This window comes from Variovorax guangxiensis (assembly GCF_003952165.1).
Lineage (GTDB): Bacteria > Pseudomonadota > Gammaproteobacteria > Burkholderiales > Burkholderiaceae_C > Variovorax > Variovorax guangxiensis.
This window is the reverse complement of record NZ_RXFT01000003.1, coordinates 423,919-449,437: the sequence shown is the minus strand read 5'-3', so window position 1 is coordinate 449,437 and position 25,519 is coordinate 423,919. Positions and strand designations below refer to the sequence as shown.

The 25,519-nt window shown below is 68.7% G+C and carries 4 protein-coding genes; 3 read left to right on the top strand and 1 reads right to left on the bottom strand.

The window, feature by feature from the left end:
- Positions 1–18: 18 nt before the first annotated feature.
- Positions 19–759 (bottom strand): response regulator transcription factor, encoded by a 741-nt coding sequence (locus EJP67_RS10420; RefSeq protein ID WP_240650589.1) that lies wholly within the window; start codon positions 757–759, stop codon positions 19–21.
- A gap of 107 nt (positions 760–866) precedes the next feature.
- Here EJP67_RS10420 and EJP67_RS10415 point away from each other — a divergent pair, with 107 nt between their 5' ends.
- The 3 genes from EJP67_RS10415 to EJP67_RS10405 all read left to right on the top strand — a co-directional run bounded on the left by EJP67_RS10415 (position 867) and on the right by EJP67_RS10405 (position 25,467).
- Positions 867–2,807, top strand: a complete 1,941-nt coding sequence (locus EJP67_RS10415; RefSeq protein WP_165909599.1) for a sensor histidine kinase — start codon at positions 867–869, stop codon at positions 2,805–2,807.
- A gap of 325 nt (positions 2,808–3,132) precedes the next feature.
- Complete coding sequence (locus EJP67_RS10410) at positions 3,133–3,855, top strand: response regulator transcription factor (RefSeq protein WP_165909598.1); 723 nt, start codon at positions 3,133–3,135, stop codon at positions 3,853–3,855.
- A 159-nt stretch (positions 3,856–4,014) separates the two neighbouring features.
- A complete protein-coding gene (locus tag EJP67_RS10405; protein WP_126021618.1) occupies positions 4,015–25,467 on the top strand; it encodes an Ig-like domain-containing protein in 21,453 nt (7,150 codons plus the stop codon).
- The last annotated feature ends 52 nt before the right edge of the window (positions 25,468–25,519 follow it).

Sequence of the window (25,519 nt, the reverse complement as noted above, 5' to 3'; positions counted from 1 at the left end):
GGCGGCCCGCTCTTGAGCTCAGGTCTGGAATTGGTAGCCGGTGCCTCTCACGGCATGCAGCGGCAGTGAAATGCCCGCCGCCGTCGCCTTGCGCCGCAGCCGGCTGACCACGGCATCGACGCGCTGCAGGTCGAAGTTCTCGAGATCGCCGCCGCCCAGCGCGGCTGCGAGCTGCGTCCGGTCGACGGGCTTGTTGCGCTGCTTGAACAGGCTGGTGACGATGGCGCGCTCCGACATCGTGAGGCGCAGCCCCCGGCCATCGGGGGCGTACAGGATCCAGTCGCCTTCCTTGAGCACCCAGCGCCCCGTGCCGCGCGGCGTCTCGGGTTGATGCGGCTGCAGCGCCCGGCCGGCGCTCGCCTCGGCTGCCTTGATGCGTCGGTAGATGGCTTCGATCGAGGCCGCGAGCTCCTCGGCATGCACCGGCTTCACGAAATAGGCATCCGCGCCGCCGCGCAGACCGCGTACCCGGTCGCTGAGGTCGCCGCGCGCGGTTGCGAAGACGATCCCAACATTGCTGGCGGAACGCAGGTGCTGGGCGATCGAAAAACCGTTCTCGTCCGGCAGCTCGATGTCGATCACTACCACGTCGCATCGATTGACCGCGTAGGCCCTGTAGAACTCCGCCGCCGTCGAGAAGCCCGAGGCCTTGAAACCCAGTTGCTCGAGGCTGTAGACCAGTGCTTCCTGAAGGTCTTCTTCGTCCTCGATCAGGTAGACGGTTATCTTTTTATCGGTATTGGAGTTCGGAATATTCATGATGCACCTCTCCTCGGTCTCGGCTGCGACGCGCTGCTGGCGCCGAAGATTCGCCGGACAATATCAACAACATGAAAAGAAATAGATGTCTTGTTTTGATCGCGGGGATGGCACTGTGGCTGATTTCGCTTTGTTCACATGCTCTTGTGCTTCGCAGCGATCAAGGGCTGAAAGAACCCGTCTCGTTGCTCGGCCAAGAGGAAATATTCATTGATACATCCGGAAATACTTCCATCGAGGACATTATTTCAGCCCGCGGCGGCGTGGAGTTTATAGCCGGAGATACCCGCCTCGGCCGACTTCGGGCAGGCGAGATTTACTGGATCAGGTTTTCCTTGCAGCAGGAGCCCGGCACGCTTTCGCAATGGGCCATCCAGATATTCCCCAACTGGGTCGACGACGTGGAGGTCTACCGGCGCGATGCCTCCGGCAGGATTTCGGTCGAGCGGCTGGGCGACCAGCAGCCCTTCGTCGACCGGGTCATCCGCAGCAGCATGATGGCCTTCCCCGTCGTGGTGGGCTCATCGCCCGAAACCTATTACGTGCGGGTGAAGACGCATGGCCTGGCTCCCCTGTGCCTGCACGTCTGGCAACGGGCCGGGCTGGAGCGGGCGGAGGCGAGCCGGATGGCTTTCCTCTCGGCGTTCGCCGGTGCCATCGGCGTGATGGTGCTGATGAACCTGATCTTCTGGGTCTGGCTGCGCAACGGCATCTACCCGGTCTACGCGCTCTTCCTGGTCTCGATGTTCGTGGCCGTCGCCTCGATGCTGGGCTGCGCGAGCTCGCTGGCTTTTCCCGATGCGCCGCAGGTGGCCGACCGTTTCGTGGACACGAGTTCGTGCGCGCTGATGGCGATTGCGGCCGTATTCGCGTGGCGGTTCTTCGACTACGACAGCTACTCGCCGCGGGCCGCCTGGTTCATGAAGGCCGCGGCGGTGGCCTTCGCCGCGATGGCGATTCTTTCTGCGTGCGGTTTCGACGCCGCCATCCATGTGGCGGCCTACCTCCAGATCACTGTCGGCTTCTTCAACCTCGGGTTCGTCGTCTGGCTGATGATCCGCCACCGGGCGTTCCAATACCTGCTGGCGGCCATCGTCTTCACCTGCGTGAACCTGTCCTGGACCTTCTACCTGCTGGTGCTTCTGGGACTCGTGACCATGAAGCACCCCTTCATCCTCGAGTCCTGGATTCCCATGCTGCAGCTCGCGAACCTGGCGATGCTCAACTTCGCGGTGGCCAGCCGTTCAAGGCAGGCGGAGCTGGCGCTGCGCGCGGAGCGCAAGCGCGCCTTCGACTCGATGAAGGTCGCCAAGACGGCGCTGGAAGACAGGGTGCGCCAGCGCGAATTCGTCGCCGTCGTCTCGCACGAGTTCCGCACGCCGCTGGCCGTCGTCGACGCGGTGGCCCACGCCCTGGAACTGTCGCCGTCCGGCCGGGACGAGGCCGTGAAGCGCGCCGTGGGCAAGATCCGCAAGGCCACCCGTCGCCTTGCCGTGCTGATCGAGAACATCCTGCAGGACGATGCGCTGGAGGTCGGTCCGTCGAGGCCCGCCGCACGCAGCTTCGACCTGCGCGACGTGATCGAAAGCGTTCGCGGCGTCGGGCTGCCCGAAGAAAACGTGCGCCTGAGCGTGGAGACGGTCCCGGAGCGGGCGATGTGCGTGGGCGACCCGGCAAGGATCGAAATGGCGATCCGAAATCTGATCCAGAACGCGCTCAAGTACTCGCCCCCGGATTCGGCGGTTAGCGTGCGTTGCGAATCCGGTGCAGGTTTCTTCAGCGTGACGGTCTGCAATCGGGGAGAGCCGATTCCCGACGCCGAAAGAAGCAGCCTCTTCGAGCGCTATTTCCGGGGCGCCACCTCCAGCCAGGTACCTGGTTCGGGACTGGGGCTCCACATCTCGCGGACCATCGCCCGCCAGCATGGCGGCGACGTGGCATTGCTCTCCAGCGATGCCGAGGGCACGGTCTTTCGGTTGACTGTGCCGCTCGAGCCGCAGCGCCAAGGAGGCAAGGGCTCGATCGGACAGGCGGGGCTGTTGGGTTGAAAACGTGAATTTTTCGATATTGGAAAGAAAACGTTTTCAGTGTCCTTGTCACCATTCAATGACATTTATCGTCATCAATGAGCATTGACTTCTGCCGCGGACAAGAAGTTTTACGGCGCCTAGGGCGACTTTGTGATTTTCTTCCAGGCGCTACACAAAAGTTCTTAATTTATGCATGCTTGAATTGATCAATGTTCGTCATTTGTAGTCAATGACGAACATTGTCTGATCTGATTGTAAATAGATACATTCCCCAGCCCGAAAGGTCATGGGGATTCGGCGATGCGCCTCTCCATGACATCCATTGATGAACGGAGAGTTTGGAATGATTTCGCCGGAGTCTCGCGCCCAGGTCCTGAGCCTGGACAAATCCCAGCTGATCTGTCTGCCGCAGACGCGTGAGCCGTCCCCCGCCGCCGCCTTCGATCTGCTGGGCGATTTCATCGGCTCCCTCCAGGCTGGGCAGCGCTCCGGGCTGGTCCTGCTGCCGTTGCCCGCCGACGCCAGCGCCCATTGGCTGGATTCGATTCGCGCGCTGATCGACGTGCCGATACTGTTCGCGGTCAATAGCGACAGCACTTCCGCATTGCAGCGCATCGACCGCGAGATATCGGGCGAAAGGAATTTCGATTTCGTCCTTCATCCTTTCGACCTGAACGAGGTCAGGGCCAAGGTGCAAGGCCTGCTGAACCGGACCACCCTCGCCGCTCACGGCGCGACAAGAAACGAACTCCTGATCTACCGGGGCTATCGCTTCCAGATCAGCGAGCGCCGGGTCTTTCACGAGGGGCGGGAAATGTACCTGCAGCCCCGCGAATTCGACCTGGCCCTCGAATTGTTCAGGAACAGGGATTGCCTCTTGAGCCGGGAGCAGCTCTATGGCCTTTTCTGGCGGGATACCGTCGGCCTGCGCTCCCGCGCATTGGATGTCTGCGTTTTCAAGATCCGTAGAAAACTCAATATAGAACCGGCCAATGGATTGATGCTGCGCGCCGTATTCGGTCAGGGATACAAGCTGCACACGGTCTCGCCGATGTTCCTCAGATGAATTGAGGGTTGCCTGAATCGCAGGCAATTTTTTGGCCGGCGCTTGTAGTTCGAGCGTCGGCCGCCTTTTTAGCTTTTTTTACTTTTCGGGATGCATCCGAGCAACATAGCCGGAGCTCCCGGGAATTCACTTGTCGATCGAAAAATCAGGGAGCAGTAAATGATTTCGTTGAAGGTAGTCAGCAAGCGCAGTGGAGACGGCACCCCCGTCTCGGTGAACGAGGTGTTCCTGAAGGAAGCGGCGGTCGTCCGGATAGGGCTGTCCAGGGAGCAGGTCAAGGGAATGCGCCGTGTCGGCAACGACCTGGTCATCACCTCCATCTCGGGCGAGGTCGTCACCATCCGCGAGTTCTTCTCGTCGTTCGATGGCCACAAGAGCGACCTCGTGCTCGACGACGAGAAGGGCGGCCTGTGGCTGACCGGCTTCGGCGAAGGCCAGGGTGAACTGGCGCTCGACTATTCGGGCATCGACGCCATCGAGCCCCTGCTGCTGGAGCAGGACTTCAACTTCGGCGTGCTGCCCTGGCTGCTGGGCGGCGGACTGGCAGTCGCCGGTGCTGCAGGAGGCGGAGGCGGAGGAGGTGGTGGGGCGGGCGCTGGTTCGGCGATGGCGCTCATACCTTCGCCTTCCACGTCGCTCACGTCCCCCTCCGACGCATCGCCGCCGGGCCGGCCCACCGTCAACCCGACCAATGCCAGGCTGATCACCGGCACGGCCCAGCCGGGCACCACCGTCCGCGTCACCGACAACACGGGCAAGGAAATCGGCAGCGCGACCGTCGAGGCCGATGGCCGCTACGTGGTCCAGCCGTCCTCGCCTCCGCCGCACGGCACGGAGATCCGCGTCGTCGCGGTGGACTCGGCCGGAAACACCAGCCCCGAGGCGCGCACGACCGTCGACAGCGTGGCGCCCCCGGTCCCCACCATCGTTCCCACCAACGGCACGACCATCGCCGGGAGCGCCGAGCCCGGCGCCGTGGTCACCGCCACCGACGGACGCGGCAACGTGATCGGCCGCACCACGGCGGCCCAGGACGGCAGCTACGTCATCAAGCCGCCGACGCCGCTGGCCGACCGCACCGCCATCAACGTCGTGGCCACCGACGCCGCCGGCAACGCCAGCGCACCCGCCACTACCGCCGCCGACAGCACCGCGCCGTCATCACCCACGGTCCATCCGTCCAACGGCAGCACGATCACGGGTACCGCCGAGGCCGGCGCGGTCGTCACCGTCAAGGACGGCTCGGGCAAGGTCATCGGCAGCGCGACCGCCGCTTCCAACGGCGCGTTCAGCGTCACCCCCACGACGCCTCCCGCGGACGGCGCGACGATCAGCGTCGTGGCGATCGACCCCGCCGGCAACGCGAGCCAGCCGGCCACCGCCACCATCGATGCGACGCCGCCCGCCACGCCCAAGGTGAACCCGACCGACGGCAGCCCCATCACCGGCACAGCGGAGGCCGGCGCGGTGGTCACGATCACCGACGACAAGGGCGTCCTCATCGGCAGCACGACCGCCGCGTCCAATGGTGTGTACAGCTTCACGCCGACCAGGCCGCCGGCCAACGGCGTGGTGATCAAGGTCGTCGCCTCCGATGCCGCCGGCAACACCAGCAAGCCCGCCACGGCCGTCGTCGACGGCACGCCGCCGACGCCCACGGTCAACCTGACGAAGGGCAGCCCGATCACGGGCACCTCCGAGCCCGACTCCATGGTCACCGTCACGGACAGCAAGGGCAACCTCATCGGCAGCACGACCACCGCGGCCGACGGCACCTACTCCCTCGTTCCCGCGAACCCGCCGTCGGACGGCACCGTGATCTACGTCGTCGCGAAGGACCTCGCCGGCAACGTGGGCCGGCCCGCGACCACCACGGTCGACAGCAGGCCGCCGGACGCGCCACTGGTCAACGCGACGAACGGCAGCGTGGTCGCAGGCACGGCCGAGGCCAACTCCGTCGTCACGGTCAAGGACGCAACGGGCAAGCTCATCGGCAGCACCACCGCCGACGCCGCCGGCAAGTTCAGCGTCGCACCCGCGGCACAACTGGCGGACGGCACGGTATTGCACGTCACCGCCGCGGACGCCGTCGGCAACGTGAGTGCCGAAGGCCTGGCCACAGTGGACCGCGTGCCGCCGGCCGCGCCCTCGGTCGATCCGACGCACGGCAGTGCGATTACGGGCCGTGCGGAGCCTGGCTCGGTCGTCACCGTCAGGGATGTTTCCGGCAATGCCATCGGCAGCGCGACGGTCGGCTCCAACGGCTTCTACAGCGTGGTGCCGAAGACGCCGCCTGCCGACGGCGCGGTGCTGCGCGTTACCGCGACCGATGCCGCCGGCAATACTGGCCCCGAAACCAGGACCACGGTCGACGGCGTTCCTCCGGCAAGGCCCACGGTCGATCCGACCGCCGGCAGCCTGATCACCGGCAGCGCCGAGCCCGGCTCCGTCGTCACCGTCAGGGACGGCGCAGGCACCTTGCTCGGCAGCGCTACTGCCGACTCGAACGGCCGCTACAGCATCAACCCCACGGCCGTGCCGTCGCACAACACCGTGCTGCGCGTCGTCGCGACCGACCCCGCGGGCAACGACAGCCCCGAAGCCAGGACCACCGTCGACAGCCTGCCGCCTTCGGCGCCCACCGTCGATCCGAGTTCCGGCCGCACCATCAGCGGCGCGGCCGAGGTCAGCTCGCTCGTCACCGTCAAGGACGGTGCGGGCAAGCTGGTCGGCAGCGCGACCGCCGATGCGAACGGCAAGTTCAGTGTCACGCCTGCCACGCCGCTGGCTGATGGTGCTCAGGTCGGCGTCGTCGCCACCGACGCCGCCGGCAATGCGAGTTCCCCCACCACGATGGTGGTCGACGGCACGGCGCCGCTCGCACCGGTCGTCAATCCCACCGACGGCAGCCGTATCGCCGGCACGGCCGAATCCGGCGCGGTGGTGACCGTCAAGGACGCGGCAGGCAAGGTGATCGGCAGCGCGACCGCCGATGCGAACGGCAAGTTCAGCATCGTCCCCACGACGCCTGCTGCGGATGGCACCACCATCACCGCCGTGGCGACCGACCGGGCAGGCAACGCCAGCCAGCCCGTCACCACCACGGTGGACAGCACGCCGCCGGCCAGGCCCTCCATCGATGCGACCAACGGCAGCCTGATCACCGGCACGGCCGAGCAGGGCGCGATCGTCACCATCCGCGACGGCGCCGGCACTCTCGTCGGCAGCGCGGTCGCCGATTCGAACGGCCGCTACGGCATCAGGCCTGCAACCGTCCCCTCGCACAACACGGTGCTGCGCGCTGTTGCCACCGACGCGGCCGGCAACGCCAGCCCTGAGGCACGTGCCACGGTCGACAGCGAACTGCCCGCCGCGCCCAAGGTCGACCCGACGAACGGCGGCTCTATCACGGGCACGGCCGAGGCCGGCTCGCTGGTGACCGTCAAGGACGGCGCCGGCAAGCCGATCGGCAGCGCGACGGCCGATGCCAACGGCAACTACAGCATCAAGCCGACGACACAGCTGCCGCACGACACGGAACTGAACGTCACCGCCACCGATGCGGCCGGTAACACGAGCCAGCCTGCGCGCAGCACCGTCGACGGCAAGGCGCCCGACGCGCCCAAGGTCAATCCGAGCAACGGCGGTGCGATCACCGGTACGTCCGAAGCAGGCTCGGTGGTCACCGCGAAGGACGGCGCCGGCAAGCTCATCGGCAGCACGACGGCCGATGCGAACGGCAAGTTCAGCATCACTCCCGCAACGCCCTTGGCGGATGGCACGACCATCACCGCCGTGGCGACCGACCGGGCGGGCAACGCCAGCCAGCCCGTCACCATCACGGTTGACGGCACGCCGCCTGCCAAACCTTCCGTCGATGCGACCAACGGCAGCTTGATCGCCGGTTCGGCCGAACTGGGCTCGATCGTCACCATCCGCGATGGCGCCGGTAACCTCGTCGGCAGCGCGGCTGTCGATTCGAACGGCCGCTACAGCATCAAGCCCGCGACCGTCCCCTCGCACAACACCGTGCTGCGCGCCGTCGCCACGGACGCCGCCGGCAACACCAGCCCCGAGACACGGGCCACGGTCGACAGCGAGCTGCCCGCCGCGCCCAAGGTCGACCCGACGAACGGCGGCTCGATCACGGGCACGGCCGAGGCCGGCTCGGTGGTCGCCGCCAAGGACGGCGCCGGCACGCCGATCGGCAGCGCGACGGCCGATGCCAACGGCAACTACAGCATCAAGCCGACGACACCGCTGGCCCACGACACGCAGCTGAACGTCACTGCCACCGATGCGGCCGGCAACACCAGCCAGCCCGCGCGCGCCACGGTCGACGGCCAGGCGCCCGACGCGCCCACGGTCAAGCCGACGAACGGCAGCCTGATCACCGGCACGGCCGAGGCCGGCTCGGTGGTCACCGTCAAGGACGGCGCCGGCAAGCTCATCGGCAGCGCGACCGCAGACGGCGGCGGTGCCTACGCCATCCGACCTGCCGTGCCGCCCTCCGACGGTACGGTGCTGCACGTCAGCGCCACCGATGCCGCCGGCAACACCGGCCCGAGCGCGAACGCCACGGTCGATGCCGTGCCGCCCGGGCAGCCCTCGATCGATCCGACCAACGGCAAGCTGATCTCGGGCTTCGCCGAGGCCCTTTCCGTCGTCACGGTCCGCGACGGCGCCGGTAACGTCATCGGCAGCACGACGGCGGCCGCGAACGGTGCCTACAGCATCAAGCCCGCGTTCGTCCTGGCCGACGGCACCGTGCTGCGCGCCTTCGCCACCGACGCGGCCGGCAACGCGAGTTCCGAAGCACGCGGCACGGTGGACGGCGTCGTACCCGTCACGCCGACCATCAGCCCGACCAACGGAAACCGCATCTCGGGCAAGGCCGAGGCCGGCTCGATCGTCACGGTGAAGGACGACGCGGGCAACCTCATCGGCAGCGCCACCGCCGAATCCAACGGCACCTACACCGTGACGCCGGCGACGCCGCCGGCGCACGGCACCGTGCTGCACGTTGCCTCCACCGATGCCGCTGGCAACACCAGCCCCGAGGCACGGGCCACGGTCGACCGCACGGCGCTGCCGGCGGCCACCATCAACCCGACCGATGGCAGCCCCATCACCGGCACGGCGGAACCCGGTTCGGTGGTCACCGTCAGGGACGACGCAGGCAAGCTGATCGGCAGCACCACGGCCGATTCGCTCGGTGCCTACAGCCTCACGCCAGCCGTCACTCCGCCGAATGGCACGGTGCTGCACGTCGTGACCACCAATGCGGCAGGCAACGCGAGCCCGGAAGCCACGGCGACGGTCGACAGCGTCCCACCCCCCGCGCCGATCATCGAGCCGAGCAACGGCAACATGATCACCGGCACGGCCGAGGCCGGCTCGGTGGTCCGCGTCACCGATGACACCGACAAGCTCATCGGCAGCGCGATCGCCGCGCCCAACGGCGCCTACAGCATCAAGCCCGCCGCCGTTCCGGCGCACGGCACAGTGCTGCGCGCTGTCGCCACCGACGCTGCCGGCAATGCCAGCCCCGAAGCCAGGACCACCGTCGATCGCGTGCTGCCTGCGGCACCGAAGGTCGATCCTTCGCAAGGCGGCGTCGTCACGGGTACCGCGGAAGTCGGCTCCGTCGTCCGGATCACCGACGACGCGGGCAAGCTCATCGGCAGCGCGACCGCCGGCAACGACGGCACCTACAGCATCAAGCCGTCGGCTACCCTGCCGAACGGTACGGTGATGCGCGTGACCGCGACCGATGCCGCGGGCAACGTCAGCCCCGAAACACGAGCGGCGGTCGACAGCGTCGCTCCTGCCGCACCGATCGTGAAGCCCACCAACGGCAACACCGTCACCGGCACGGCCGAGGCGGGTTCGCTCGTCACCGTGAAGGACGGTGCGGGCAACGCCATCGGCAGCGCGACGGCGGACGGCAGCGGCAACTACAGCGTCAAGCCCGCGACCGCTCCCGCGCACGACACCGTGCTGCAGGTCACCGCGACCGACGCGGCCGGCAACATCAGCTCGCCTGCGACGGCCAAGGTCGACGCGAAGGCGCCCGACGCGCCGACGATCGACCCCACCCACGGCGACCCGATCACCGGCCGCGCCGAGGCCGGCTCGGTGGTCACTGTCAAGGACGGCGCAGGCAAGGTGGTAGGAAGCGCGACCGCCGCCACCGACGGCACCTACAGCGTCACCCCCGCCAAGCCGCTGGAAGACGGCGCGAAGATCACCGTGGTGGCTACCGACGCTGCAGGCAACGCCAGCGCTGCGGCCACCGCCACCGTGGATGCGGTCGCCCCGGGCAGGCCCACGGTCGAGCCGACCAACGGCAGCACCATTACCGGCAAGGCCGAAGCCGGCTCCGTCGTCACGGTGCAGGACCAGGCCGGCAAGCCGATCGGCAGCGCCACGGCCGATGGCAACGGCAACTACGCCATCAAGCCCGCGACCCCTCTGGCGCATGGCACGACCCTCGGCGTCTCGGCCACCGACGCGGCCGGCAACACCGGCCCGGCGGCCACGGCCACGGTCGACAGCGCAGCCCCGAACGCACCCACCGTGAAGCCCACGAGCGGCGACACCATCGCCGGCACGGCCGAAGCAGGCTCCGTCGTGACCGTCAAGGACGCCGCGGGCAATCTCATCGGCAGCGCGACGGCGGACGGCAACGGCAACTACGCCGTCAAGCCTGCAACGCCGCCGGCGCACGACACCGCGCTGAGCGTGACTGCCACCGACGCGGCCGGCAACAGCAGCGCACCCGCCACGGCCAAGGTCGACAACAAGGCCCCCGATGCACCCACGGTCAAGCCGACCTCGGGCAGCACCATTGCCGGCACGGCCGAAGCAGGCTCGCTGGTCACCGTCAGGGACGGCACCGGCAACCTCGTCGGCAGCGCGACCGCGGGCAGCAACGGCGAATACGCCGTCACGCCGGCCCGCTCGCTGCAGGACGGCGTGAAGATCAGCGTGGTCGCGACCGACGCGGCCGGCAACGCCAGCCAGCCCGCCACGGCCACGGTCGACAACGATCCGCCGGCCAGGCCCACCGTCGATCCGACCAACGGGAGCCTCGTCACCGGCAAGGCCGAGGCCGGCTCAGTGGTCACCATCACGGACGACGCGGGCAAGCTCATCGGCAGCACGACCGCCACGACCGGTGGTGCGTACAGCTTCAAGCCGACGACGCCTCCCGCCCACGGCACGGTCCTGCACGTGGCCGCGACGGACGCCGCCGGCAACAGCAGCCCTGAAGCCAGGACGACCGTCAATGCCGTGTCTCCGTCGGCGCCGGCCGTCAACCCGACGAACGGCACCACGATCACCGGCACGGCCCAGGCCGGCTCGCTCGTCACCGTGACGGACGGCGCGGGCAACACCATCGGCAGCGCGACGGCCGACGGCAGCGGCAACTACAGCGTCAAGCCCGCGACCGCTCCCGCGCACGACACCGTGCTGCAGGTCACCGCGACCGACGCGGCCGGCAACATCAGCTCGCCTGCAACGGCCAAGGTCGACGCGAAGGCGCCCGACGCGCCGACGATCGACCCCACCCACGGCGACCCGATCACCGGCCGCGCCGAGGCCGGCTCGGTGGTCACGGTCAAGGACGGCGCAGGCAAGGTGGTCGGAAGCGCGACTGTCGCCACCGACGGCACCTACAGCGTCACCCCCGCCAAGCCGCTGGAAGACGGCGCGAAGATCACCGCGGTAGCTACCGATGCAGCCGGCAACGCCAGCGCTGCGGCCACCGCCACCGTGGATGCCGTTGCCCCGGGCAGGCCCACGGTCGCCCCGACCAACGGCGCGTCGATCACCGGCACGGCCGAATCCGGCTCGCTGGTTACCGTCAAGGACAGTGCCGGCAAGCCGATCGGCAGCGCGACAGCGGACGCCAACGGCAACTACACCGTGAAGCCCGCGACCCCCGTGCCGCACGGAACGATGCTCGGCGTCTCGGCCACCGACGCAGCGGGCAACACCGGCCCTGCGGCCACTGCCACGGTCGACAGCGCCGCCCCGAACGCGCCTACCGTGAAGCCCACGAGCGGCAGCACCATCACCGGCACGGCGGAGGCGGGCTCGCTCGTCCTCGTCAAGGACGGCTCCGGCAACAGCGTCGGCAGCGCAACGGCCGACGGCAACGGCAACTACGTCGTCAAGCCCGCGATGCCACTGGCGCACGACACAGCGCTGAGCGTGACCGCCACCGATGCGGCCGGCAACACCAGCACGCCCGCCACGGCCAAGGTCGACAGCAAGGCCCCAGACGCGCCAACCGTCAAGCCCACCTCGGGCGGCACGGTCGCCGGCACGGCGGAAGCAGGCTCGGTCGTCACCGTGAGGGACGACACCGGCAACCTCATCGGCAGCGCGACCGCCGGCAGCAACGGCGAATACAGCATCTCGCCCACAGCCCCGCTGCCGCACGGCACGCAGCTGCGCGTGGTCGCCACCGACGCCACCGGCAACACCAGCCAGGCCGCCACGGCCACGGTGGACAGCGTCGCGCCCGTCATTTCCATCGCAATCGTCGAGGACGCCAACAACGACGGCTTTATCAACGCCAGCGAGAAGAAGGCCGACGTGACTGTGAAGGTCACCCTCGTGTCCGGTGCCGCGGTGGGCGATGAAATCAGCCTCACCGACGGCACCCACATGTTCAGCGTCAAGCTGAGCGCTGCGGACGTCTCCAACGGTTTCGCCAACGTCTCGTTCCCCAACCCGGCCGAGGGTGCGACGATCCGCGTCAGCGCGATCAGCCAGGACCTCGCCGGCAACACCTCCAGGCCGGCGGCGACCGACAGTGCGATCCTGGACACCACGGTACCGGCCACCCCGGCCAGCGTCTCGGCCACCGACGACGTGGGCCCGGTGCAGGGCGCGATCGGCGACGGCGGTTCCACCGACGACGCGACGCCCACTTTCGCAGGCAGCGGCGCGACGCCTGGCGACATCGTCAGGGTGTACGACGGCGCCGCGCTGATCGGCAGCGCCACGGTCAAGGCCGATGGCAGCTGGGCATTCACGCCGACGGGGCTGGGGCAGGGCGCGCACAGCATCACGCACACCATCAGCGACGCGGCCGGCAACACCAGCGCAGCCAGCGCGCCGCTGGGCTTCATCGTCGACACCGCGGCGGTGTCGGTGATCGTCACCAAGGCGGGGGAGACCCGGCAGGGGCAGCAGATCAAGACGCGTCCCGCCGGCTTCACCGACGATGTCACGCCTACGGTCGTCGGCACCGCCACGGCGGGCGCCGTCGTGACCATCAAGGAAGGCTCCAAGGCCATCGCCTCCACCACGGCGGATGGGTCAGGCAACTGGAACCTCGTGCTGCCCACGCAGGCCGAAGGCGCGCACAGCTACAAGGCCACGGCGGTGAACGCCGCAGGCACGAGCAGCGAGACCTCGTTCTCGCTGACCATCGACACCACGCCGCCGGCCGTTCCGGTGATCGCCTCGGTCGTCGACGACACCGGTTCGGTGCAGGGCGCGCTTGCCAGCGGCGCCGCAAGCGATGACACCCGACCCACGCTCAGTGGAAGCGGTGCGACGCCGGGCGACCTCATCACCGTCTTCGACAACGGCAGCGCCATCGGCAGCACCACGGTGCAGTCCGACGGACGCTGGAGCTTCACCACGGCCAGCCCGACCTCGCCGCTGGGCGAGGGCGAGCACAAGCTCACCGTCACGGCCACAGATCCGGTGGGCAACCAGAGCCAGCACTCGGCCGCCTTCGTTGTCAACGTCGACACCACGGCGCCGGTGCGCCCGGACGCCGTGGCCGGCTACGTCGACGACGCAGGCGCGGTCCAGAACGCGGCCAGCACCGCGACCTTCACCGACGACACCACGCCGGGGTTCAAGATCGCCTCCATCGCAGCCGGCCTGACGCCGTCGCTGTACGTCGACGGCAACAAGGTCGCAGCCACCTACGACCCGACCACCGGCACGCTCACGCCCGTGTCCCCGCTCGCCGAGGGCGCGCACAGCATCGGCTACACGCTGACCGACGCGGCAGGCAACGAGAGCCCGCGCTCCAACGACTTCAGGCTCACCGTCGACCTGACGCCGCCGCCCGCGCTCGACTCGTCCCTCATCCAGGTGCTGGACGACGTGGGCCCGGTGCAGGGCCCCCTGGCCGCCGGGGCGAAGACCGACGACAGCAAGCCCGAGTACACCGGCAAGACCGACCCGGCGCAGGTGTCGGTCATCAACGTCTACGACAACGGCGCGCTCATCGGCAGCACGGCGGTGAACGCCGACGGCAGCTGGCGCTTCACGCCCGACCTGCCGCTGGCCCTGGGCGCGCACAGCCTCACGGCGCGCGCCGTGGACGCGGCGGGCAACATCGGCGCCGCCACGCCGGCATCGACCTTCACGCTGGTGGGCGATCCGCCCGCGGCGCCGGCCATCATCGGCGTGATCGACGACAGGGGCAGCGTCACGGGCAACGTCGCCCGCGACGCCAGCACCGACGACACCACGCTCACGCTCAACGGCACCGGCACGGCCGGCACCGTGGTCACCGTGTATGCCGACGGCGTGGCCGTGGGCTCCACCAGCGTGGCTTCCAACGGCACCTGGAGCGTCACCACCAGTCCGCTGAGCGGCGACGGCGTCAAGAACCTGAGCGCACAGGCGGTCGATGGCGCGGGCCAGGCGAGCCCGCGCACGGGCCTCTATCCGGTCGTGCTCGACACCACGGCTCCCGCCACGCCCGACACGGCCGTCGCCTCCGACGACCAGGGCCCGGTGCAGGGCGCTATCGCGGCCGGCGCCACCACCGACGACACCACGCCCACCTTCAGCGGCGGCGGCCTGAAGGCCGGCGACACCGTGCGCCTGTACGACGGCGGCGCGCTCATCGGCAGCTTCACCGCCGCCACCGACGGCGCCTGGAGCATCACGCCCAGCACGCCGCTGGGGCGCGGCACGCACCGCATCACGCACACCGTCACCGACGCCGCTGGCAACACCAGCGCCGCCAGCGCGGTGCTCGACTTCACGGTCGACCCGAGCGACGTCGTCGTCAGCATCGAGCAGATCGCCGACGACCAGGGCGGCATCAAGGGCAATCTCGCGCCCGGCGCGCGTACCGACGACACCACGCCCTCGCTCGTGGGCAAGGCCACGGCCGGCGCGATCGTGACCGTCAAGGAAGGTTCGACCGTCCTCGGCTCCACCACTGCGGACGCAGGCGGCAACTGGCGCTTCACGCTGCCCCTGCAGAAGGAAGGCACGCACAGCTACACCGCCACCGCGGTGAACGCCGCGGGCAAGCAGGGCGACGCCACCATCGCGCTGACCATCGACACCACCGCGCCCGAGGTGCCGTCCATCGCCGGCGCCGCCGACGACGTCGGCCTGGTGCAGGGTCCGATCGCCAACGGCGGTCCCACCGACGACGCCACGCCGACGCTCACGGGCAGCGGCGCCACGCCGGGCGACGTGATCAAGGTCTACGACAACGGCAGCGTCCTCGGCAGCACGACCGTCAAGGCCGACGGCAGCTGGAGCTTCACGCCGACCACGCCGCTGATCGAGGGCACGCACCGCCTGGGTGCCACGGCCGTCGACCCTGTGGGCAACGAGAGCCCGCAGTCGGGCTCCTTCACCGTCAACGTGGACACCACTGCGCCCACCACCAAGGCCACGCTCGCCGCCATCGGCGACGACACCGGCTCGAGCGGCAGCGATTTCGTCACCAGCGACCGCACCCTGGTGTTCACCATCAAGGTCGACTCGGCCGTGGAGGCCGGCGCCAAGGTGCAGGTCTCGCTGGACAACGGCAAGACCTGGAACGACGCGACCCCCTCGGGCGGCGGCAGCTACCAGTTCGACAACACGGCCGTCCCGCTGGCCGACGGCAGCTACACCGTGTTGACGCGCGTGGTGGATGCGGCCGGCAACACGACCCAGCCGAGCTCGCAGCTCGTGGTCGTCGACACAAGCGGTCCCACCACCGGCAATGCCGTCGACATCACGGCCTACACCGACGATGTCGCGCCCAACCTGGGCGACTACGGCAGCGGCACCAGCACGAACGACACCACGCCGGTGCTCAAGGGCACCGTCTCGGGCCTGAAAGCGGGCGACGTCGTGCAGATCTTCGAAGGCTCGGCGCTGCTGGGCACGGCCGCCGTGAACGGCACCGCCTGGACCTTCGCATTGCCGACGCTGGCCAACGGCAGCAGGCACACCTACGTCGCCGTGATCGCCGATGCGGCGGGCAACAAGGGCACGGCCTCGGCCGACTTCTCGCTGGCCGTGAACACCGCCGCGCCCTCGCAGTCGGTCGCGATCGTCAGCTGCGCCGACGACCAGGCACCCCAGACTGGCACCTTCGCGTCGGGCAGCACCATCAACGACACCTCGCCGCTGCTGAACGGCACGATCGGCGGAACGCTCAATGCCGGCGACACCGTGGTGGTCTACCGCGACGGCGTGCGCCTGGGCACCGCCACCCTGTCCGGCGGCTCCGCCTGGACCTTCCAGGACGCCGGCCTCGTCGACGGCAAGAGCTACAGCTACACGGCCCGCATCGAGGATGCCGCGGGCAACCAGAGCGGAGCGTCGGCGGCCTTCGCGCTCACGATCGACCAGCGCGCACCCACCACGGTACCGGTCGTCGAGAGCTTCCTGGACGACGTGGCACCGGTCACCGGGTCCATCGCCCAGGGCGGCACCACCAACGACGCGCGCCCCGAACTCAAGGGCTCCGGCGCAGAGCCCGACGGCACCGTCAGGATCTACGACAACGGCACGCTGATCGGCACCGCGACGGCGGACGCCGCCGGCAAGTGGAGCTTCACCCCCGAGGCCGGCAAGGAGCTCGCCAACGGCGCCCACAGCCTCACGACGAGCAGCGTCGATGCGGCCGGCAACGAAGGCCCGCAGTCCGCGGCGCTGGCGTTCACGGTCGACACCCTCGCGCCCTCGCAATCGACGGCGATCGTCGCGATCAACGACGACCGCGGCGCGCTGCAGGGCGCCGTGGCCGACGGCGGCTTCACCGACGACGCCGCGCCGCAGGTGGCGGGCACCGTTTCGGCACCGCTGCAGGCCGGCGAGAAGGTCGTCGTGCTGCGCGACGGTGCCGTCATCGGCACTGCGAAGATGACCGACGCCACCCACTGGAGCTTCGACGACACCGGCCTGAGCGACGGCCGCACCTACACCTACACCGCGCGCGTCGAGGACGCGGCCGGCAACCGGGGCGCCGTCTCGGGCAGCTACGCCATCACCGTCGACACCTCGGTGCCGACGCAGGCGGCCACGATCTCGACCGTGTTCGACAACGCGGACCCGGTGCAGGGCGACGTCGCCAGCGGCGGCACCACCAACGACTCCCAGCCGGAGCTCAGAGGCACCGTGTCGGGCAGCCTGGCCGGCAATGAGTTCGTTGCCGTCTATCGCGACGGCGTCAGGATCGGCACCGCCTCGATCTCGGGCACGAGCTGGTCCTACACCGACACCAGCGGCCTCGCCAACGCCTCGAGCTACAGCTACACCGTGCGCGTCGAGGACGCCGCGGGCGGCGGCGGCACCGCCTCCTCGCCCTACGTCATCACGCTGAAGCTTTCGGGTCCGTCCACCAAGGCCAGCATCACGGCCGTGAACGACGACGTCGATCCGCAACAGGGCTCGGTGCCGAACGACGGCTACACCAACGACACCGCGCCGCAGGTCACCGGCACCATCTCGGCCGCGCTGCAGGCCGGCGAGAAGGTCGTCGTGCTGCGCGACGGCAAGGAGATCGGCTTCGCGTCCATGACGGACGCCACGCACTGGAGCTATGCCGACAGCGGCCTCTCCGACGGGAGCACCTACGTCTACACGGCCCGCGTGCAGGACGCGGCTTCCAACCCCGGCGCCGAATCGAACGCGCATGCGATCCGCATCGACACTGCCGCGCCCGCGGCGACGGTGAAGCTGGTGCGTGCCATCGACAACGTCGACCCGGTCTCCGGCGACATTCCCGCCAACGGCACCACCAACGACGACACGCCGACGCTGGAGGGCACTCTCTCGGCGCCGCTGAGCGGCACCGAGCGGCTGCACGTGTTCCGCAACGGCCTGCTCGCCGGCATCGCGAAGGTCACCGGCACCGCCTGGACCTTCGAGGACGCGGGCCTCGCCAGCGGCACCGCCTACACCTACGAGGCGAGGGTCATGGACGCGGCCGGCAATGCCGGAGCCGCCTCCAACAGCCTGCGCTTCACGGTCAACACCTCGGGCGTCACGCAGACCGTCCAGATCCTTCGGGTGGACGACCAGGCCGCCCCGGTGAAGGGCAACGTGCCCGATGGGGGCACGACCAACGACACCGCGCCGACGCTCGGCGGCTCGATCTCCACCGTGCTGAACGCGGGCGACGTGGTCGAGGTACTGCGCGACGGCAAGGTGGTCGGCAACGCCGCCGTGACGGGCACGACCTGGAGCTTCCGCGACACGGGCCTTTCCGACGGAACGACCTACAGCTACGCCGCGCGCGTCGTCAATTCCGGCGGCAACGAGGGCGCGAAGAGCGCGGCCTACGCGATCACGCTCGACCTCGTCGCGCCGAGCCAGGCGGCGGCTATCACCGGCTATACCGACGACCAGGCCCCGCAGCAGGGCAGCTTCGCCTCGGGCAGCATCACCAACGACACCACGCCGCAGCTCAACGGCACGCTGAACGCTGCACTCGCGGCGGGCGAGGCCGTGGTGATCTACAGGGACGGCAAGCGCATCGGCACCGCCACCATGGCCGGCGCCACGACCTGGAGCTTCCAGGATGCGGGCCTCTCCGACGGCGCCACTTATAGCTACACCGCCAAGGTCGAGGATGCGGCAGGCAACGAAGGCCAGGCCTCGGCCGCCTTCACGCTGACCATCGACCGGACCGCGCCCGCCGCGGCACCTTCGATCGACAGCGTCATGGATGCAACGGCACCGGTCGTCGGCCCCATCACCTCCGGCAGCACGACCAACGAAACCCGTCCCCAGATGAAGGGGGCAGGGGCCGAGCCCAACGGCACGGTGAAGGTCTACGACAACGACATGCTCATCGGCACCGCGGTCGCCGATGGCTCGGGCAAGTGGAGCTTCACGCCAGAAGCCGGCAAGCCGCTGGCCAACGGCGCGCACAGCCTGAGCGCGAGCAGCGTCGATGCGGCCGGCAACGAGGGACCGAGGTCGGCGCCGCTGGCCTTCACGGTCGGCACCACCGCGCCGACGCAGGCGGCAACGATCACCGCCATCAGCGACGACACCGGCGCCAGCGCGAACGACTTCATCACCAGCGACACCACCCTCGTCGTGACGGTGACGCTGGACACCGCGGCCGGCACCGGCGAGAAGGTGCAGGTCTCGCTCGACAACGGCACGAGCTGGCGCGATGCGACGCTGGTCTCGGGCAACACCTACCGGCTGGACAACACCGCCGTGCCGCTCGCGGCGGGCGACCACGTCTTCCAGGCGCGCGTCGTCGATGCCGCCGGCAATGCCGGCAAGTCGAGCAGCCAGCGCGTGGTGATCGACACCCAGCACTCGGCGGGCATCGCCATCGACATCGCGTCGATCAGCACCGACACCGGCGTCGCGGGCGACTTCATCACCAGCGACACGAGCCTGACCCTCAACGGCAGGCTGACCGGCACGCTGGCTTCCGACGAAACCGCGCAGATCAGCGTCGACGGCGGCGCCACCTGGGCCAACCTGATCGTCAGCGGCGGCAACTGGAGCTACGTCGACGGCCGGGTGCTCACCGACGGCAGCCACGAGTACAGGGTGCGCGTGGTCGATACCGCCGGCAACCTCGCGGCGCTCGATGCCCGCACCGTAGCCATCGACACCTCGACGCCGACCGCCGGCAATGCGGTGGCCATCACCGCCTACGCCGACGACGTCGACCCGAATGCCGGCGACTACGCCAGCGGCACCAGCACGAACGACACTACGCCGGTGCTCAAGGGCACCGTCTCGGGCCTGAAGACCGGCGAGGTCGTGCAGATCCTCGAAGGGGGCGTGCTGCTTGGCACCGCTGCCGTGAACGGCACCGCGTGGGAGTTCAAGCTGCCGACGCTGGCCGACGGAAGCACGCACACCTACACCGCGGCCATCGCGAGCGCTGCCGGCACCCGGGGCACCACCTCGGCGAACTTCACGCTGACGGTGGACGCCGTCGCCCCATCGGCCGCACCGGCGATCGACAGCGTCACCGACAACGTCGATCCGGTCCAGGGCCCGATCGCCCAGGGCGACACGAGCAACGACGCGCGTCCGGAGCTCAAGGGTTCGGGCGCCGAACCCAACGGCACGGTGAACGTCTACGACAACGGCGTGCTGATTGGAAGCACCAAGGCCGATGCCTCCGGAAAGTGGAGCTTCGAGCCCGCATCCGGCAAGGAGCTGGCCGAGGGCGTACACAGCCTCAGGGTGAGCAGTGTCGACGCGGCCGGCAACGAAGGGCCGAAGTCGGCGCCGATGGTCTTCATCATCGACACGGTGACACCGTCGCAGACCGTGACGCTCTCGCGCGCCATCGACAACGCCGACCCAATCTCGGGCAGCATTCCTGCCAACGGAAGCACCAACGACGATTCGCCCAGGCTGGAGGGCACCCTCTCCGCCGTGCTGGCCAGATCGGAGCAACTGCGCGTGTTCCGCAACGGCGTGTACGTGGGCAACGCGACCGTCAACGGTACCGACTGGGTCTTCGACGACATCGGCCTTTCGAACGGCACCACCTACACCTACGAGGCCAGGGTCATCGACATGGCCGGCAACGCCGGCGCCGCCTCGAACAGCCTGCGCTTCACCGTCATCACCTCCACGGTCACGCAGACGGCGCAGATCGTGCGTGTGCAGGACAACGTCGAACCGGACCGCGGCGCAGTGGCCGACGGCGGGACGACCAACGACGCCGACCCGGTGCTCATCGGTTCGATCTCCGCCGCCCTGAACACGGGCGAGGTGGTCGAGGTGCTGCGCAACGGTGCCGTGATCGGTACCGCGACGGTGACAAACACCAGCTGGCGTTTCTTCGACAAGGGCCTCACGGACGGCGCGACCTACAAGTACACCGCACGAGTCGTGAGTGCCGGCGGCAACCAGGGGGCGGAGAGCCTGGCCCATTCCATCACGGTCGACCTGACGGCGCCCGTCCAGAAGGTGGCCATTACCGACTTCACCGACGACCGCGATCCGCAGACGGGCAACTTCGCATCCGGCACCACGACCAACGATGCGACGCCCCAGCTCAACGGCACGCTCTCGGCGCCGCTCGCGGCCAACGAGGTGGTGGCGGTCTACCGCAACGGCACGCGCATCGGCGTCGCCGCTGTGAGCGGCAACGCCTGGAGCTTCGAGGACAAGGGCCTTGATGACGGCAACACCTACCGCTACACCGCCCGCGTGGAGGACGCGGCGGGCAACCAGGGCAGCGCTTCGGCGGAGTTCACGCTCACCGTCGACCGGACCGCGCCCGCGACGACGCCTTCCATCGACAGCGCCATGGACGACGTCGCGCCGGTCACGGGCGCCATCGCATCGCGCGGCACGACCAACGATGCACGTCCCGAGCTGAAGGGCTCGGGCGCGGAGCCGAACGGCATCGTCCACATCTACGACAACGGTACGCTGATCGGTACCGCGACGGCGGACGCATCGGGCAACTGGAGCTTCACGCCCGCGGCGGGCAAGGAGCTCGCCGATGGCCTGCACAGGCTCACGGCGAGGAACGTCGATGCGGCGGGCAACGAGGGCTCGCAATCGACGGCGGTGGTCTTCACGGTCGACACGATCGCGCCGACGGGCGCGCCTTCCATCGATCGCGCCGTCGACGACGTCGCACCGGTCACCGGCGCCATCGCGTCCGGGGGCATGACCAACGACGCCCGCCCCGAACTGAAGGGAGCGGGAACCGAGCCCAACGGCATGGTGAACATCTACGACAACGGCAAGCTGATCGGCTCCACCACGGCGGACAGCTCCGGCAAGTGGAGCTTCACGCCCGAAGCCGGCAAGGAGCTGGTCGACGGCGCCCACAGCCTGACGGCGCGCAACGTGGATGCGGCCGGCAACGAAGGCCCTGCGTCGGCAGCGCTCGCCTTCACCGTCGATACGGTCGCTCCCTCGACCGCGCCTTCCATCGACCGCGCCGTCGATGACGTGGCCCCCGTCGTCGGCGGCATCACCTCCGGCGGTGCAACCAACGACGCGCGCCCCGACCTTGGCGGCAGCGGTGCCGAGCCCAACGGCGTGGTGAAGGTCTACGACAACGGAACGCTGATCGGCTCCGCGACGGCGGACGGCTCCGGCAAGTGGAGCTTCACGCCCGACGCCGACAAGAAGCTGGCCGACGGCGCTCACAGCCTGACGGTGAGCAACGTCGATAGCGCCGGCAACGAAGGCCCGAAATCGGCGCCGCTGAGCTTCACGGTCGACACGAAGGTGCCGGCCACCGAAGCGAAGATAACCGGCTACATCGACGATGCGGGCTCATCCAGGGGTACCTTCGGCAGCGGCACCACCACCGACGACGCGAACCCGGTGCTCACGGGTACGCTGACGGCGGCGCTCGGCACCGGCGACACCGTGAATGTCTACGAAGGCTCCACGCTGCTGGGAACGGCGGCGGTGAGCGGCACCGCCTGGACCTACGACCTCGGTGTTCTCGCGGACGGCTCGACCCACACCTATCGCGCCGCCGTGGCGACCGCCGCAGGCACCCAGGGCAGCCTGTCCGGCAATTTCAGCCTGACCGTCGACTACGCCGTCACGGTCAACCGCCAGACGACCGTCGACACCACGCCGCTCGTCTCGGGCGGCATCCCCTTCAAGCTGGTCAACGGCCAGTATCTCGAGGTCACGATCGCCGGCAAGACCTACAGCTCGGCCGATGGTTCGGTGGTGGTCGATTCGCAGCACGAGACCTGGTATGTGCAGGTCTCCTCCGCCGTCGCGGTGGGAACCTACGACGTCCGCGCAGTGGTAAGGAACGCTGCCGGAGCCCAGGTCACCGACGACGCGACCACCGGCGAACTCATCGTCGCCGCGGCGCCGACGGTGACCGTCGGGTCGGTGTCCAGCGATCCGAACCAGAAGGCGACCGCGTACACGCTGGGAGAAAACGGCATGTGGCGCATCCACAGCAACCAGACGATGCTCGACGCCAACGGGAGCGACAGCGCGTCGCTGGGCAGCTTCAAGCAGACCTCCCTCTTCAGCAACTACGGCAGCCCCTATGCCGGACGCAACTACGTACAGAACGCCACGTTCATGGACTTCAACCGCGACGGGTACATGGACCTGTTCGCGGAAGACAGCACCTACGACGACGGCCAGCAGGCGTTCATCTTCGATGGCAGCAGGTACACGGCGCTGCAGGTGGGCGCACCGTCTGCGGCAGGCGGCGACAAGCTCACGGCCGGCAGCGCGAACACCTACAGCTGGTTCGGCGGCGTGGTGGCCTTCGACAAGACCGGCGACGGTTTCGTCGACATGGCCTACGGCGACCAGACGCCGAACGACGCCACCAGCGGCGGCGGCTACGACTCGCAGATCGTGCTGAACATGGACGGCAGCATCCTGGGCATGGTGAAGGATGGCGGCTACACCGACGCCAAGGCGTCCAGCTCGAGCGCGCCGTATTCGAGCAACTACTACAACGCCACCTTCGACATGGAACTGTCGGGCGTCGACCTGAACAACGACGGCAAGATCGACCTGGTCTATCACGCGACCGCTGGCACCACGAAGCTCGGCGGGCCGTACGACGACCCCGGCACCAACGCCTACGTGGCCAGGAGCACGAACCAGTACCGCCTGGTCGTCGCCACCAACAAGGGCGATGGCACGTGGGAGAACACGCAGATCATCGAGAAGACCTTCCAGCGCGCGGACGACGATCCGGGCTACGGCAACGGCATCTCCATGACCTGGGCCGACTTCAACGGCGACGGCTACATGGACCTGTTCCTCAGCCGAGGCTACGGCACCACGACCGATGCGCAGTACCAGAGCCGCATCCTCTTCAACGATGGCGCCGGCAAGCTGAAGATGGACTACGGCTCGAAATATGCCGGTGTCGGCGAACAGCCGTCGGGCATGTACCTGCTCAACGACTCCTACTTCGGCTGGAATGGCACCACCCCGGCGATGAAGCGACTGCAAGGCGGACCTTCGATCGCGGTGGACTGGAACGGCGACGGCAAGATGGATGCCATCGAACTGCCAGGCTTCGGCCCTACCGGTGGCCAGACGATCTATGGCATGTCGGGACCGATCAATCTCTACACGAACACGAGTTCGGCGAGTCAGGTCAAGTTCGACACCACCAACCTGCTCGGCGGGCAGAGCGAGATTGGCTTCTGGAACGGCAGCGTGGCGAACAGCAACCTGGTCACCGGCGCCGTGGCGGTGGACATCGACTGGGACGGGGACAGGGACCTGCTTGCATTCACGCAGCTGGGCACCACGAAGTTCATCACCAATACCAACACGGTGGCCGACGGCACGTCGCTGCACTTCCGCATCCTGGATGCGCAGGGCATCAACGCGCTGTACGGAAACACGGTGCAGCTCTTCGATTCGAAGGGCAAGCTGGTGAGCACGCAGATGGTCAACCCGCAGTCCGGCAACCAGACCAACGACAGCTCGGCGATCGTCGATTTCTACGGGCTCGATGCGAGCGAGACCTACACCCTCGCACTCCTGCGCATCGTCAACGGCAAGGCGGCGGACGTGGGAGGCGCGGACAGCCTCGGCGGCAACACGATCGAGAACGTCAACAACGCCTGGACCGGCCTGAAGACCGGCGCGGCCAACCACGCCTTCGTGCTGACCGCCGAGTCCGGGACCAACGTCGCCAATGCCGACATCGGCAACGGCATCGTCGGTACCGGCTACAACGACACCTTCTTCGCCACGCTCGGCAACGACAAGTACGAGGGCGGCGGGGGCACGGTGACGGTGTCTGGCGTCAGGGCCTGGAGCAACACCGGCGGCCTCGACGTCGTCGACTACAAGCTCGCCGGCAGCACGGCGCTGACGATCGACCTGAGCAAGGGCGGCGCGCAGAACACCGGCTTCGGCACTGCGAGTTTCCGCGATATCGAGGGCCTTGCCGGTGGAAGCGGCGCGGACGTCTTCACCGACAACGCGGCAGACAACCAGTTCGAGGGGCGTGGCGGCAACGATGTCTTCAACCTCACGGGCGGAGGCCGCGACACGCTGCTCTACAAGCTGCTCGCCTCCAGCGATGCCACCGGCGGCAACGGTGCCGACTCGGCGAACTCGTTCACGGTCGGGACCTTCGAGGCCACGGCGAACGCGGACCGCATCGACCTTCGGGAACTGCTGGTGGGCTATCAGGCGGATGCCGATGGCGCGGCGCGCTACATCAACGGCGTGGCCACGATCGACGCGGGCGAGACCATCGGCAACTACCTCCGCGTGGACGTCAGCGGCGGCAATACCACGCTGTACATCGATCGCGACGGATCGGGCGCCGCCTATTCGGCGACGCAGCTGATCACGCTCAACGGCGTGACCACCGACCTCGCGACGCTGCTGGCCAACCACCAGCTCGTGCTGGCCTGAGGCTTCTTGCCGGATGGGGGAAGGGCGCTCCCTGCGCGCCCTTCTTCTCCGG

What these genes read in the sequence shown, in the direction of transcription:
- EJP67_RS10420 (WP_240650589.1), bottom strand. Translation starts at nt 759, where the DNA reads ATGAATATTCCGAACTCCAATACCGATAAAAAGATAACCGTCTACCTG.
- EJP67_RS10415 (WP_165909599.1), top strand. Translation starts at nt 867, where the DNA reads ATGGCACTGTGGCTGATTTCGCTTTGTTCACATGCTCTTGTGCTTCGC.
- EJP67_RS10410 (WP_165909598.1), top strand. Translation starts at nt 3,133, where the DNA reads ATGATTTCGCCGGAGTCTCGCGCCCAGGTCCTGAGCCTGGACAAATCC.
- EJP67_RS10405 (WP_126021618.1), top strand. Translation starts at nt 4,015, where the DNA reads ATGATTTCGTTGAAGGTAGTCAGCAAGCGCAGTGGAGACGGCACCCCC.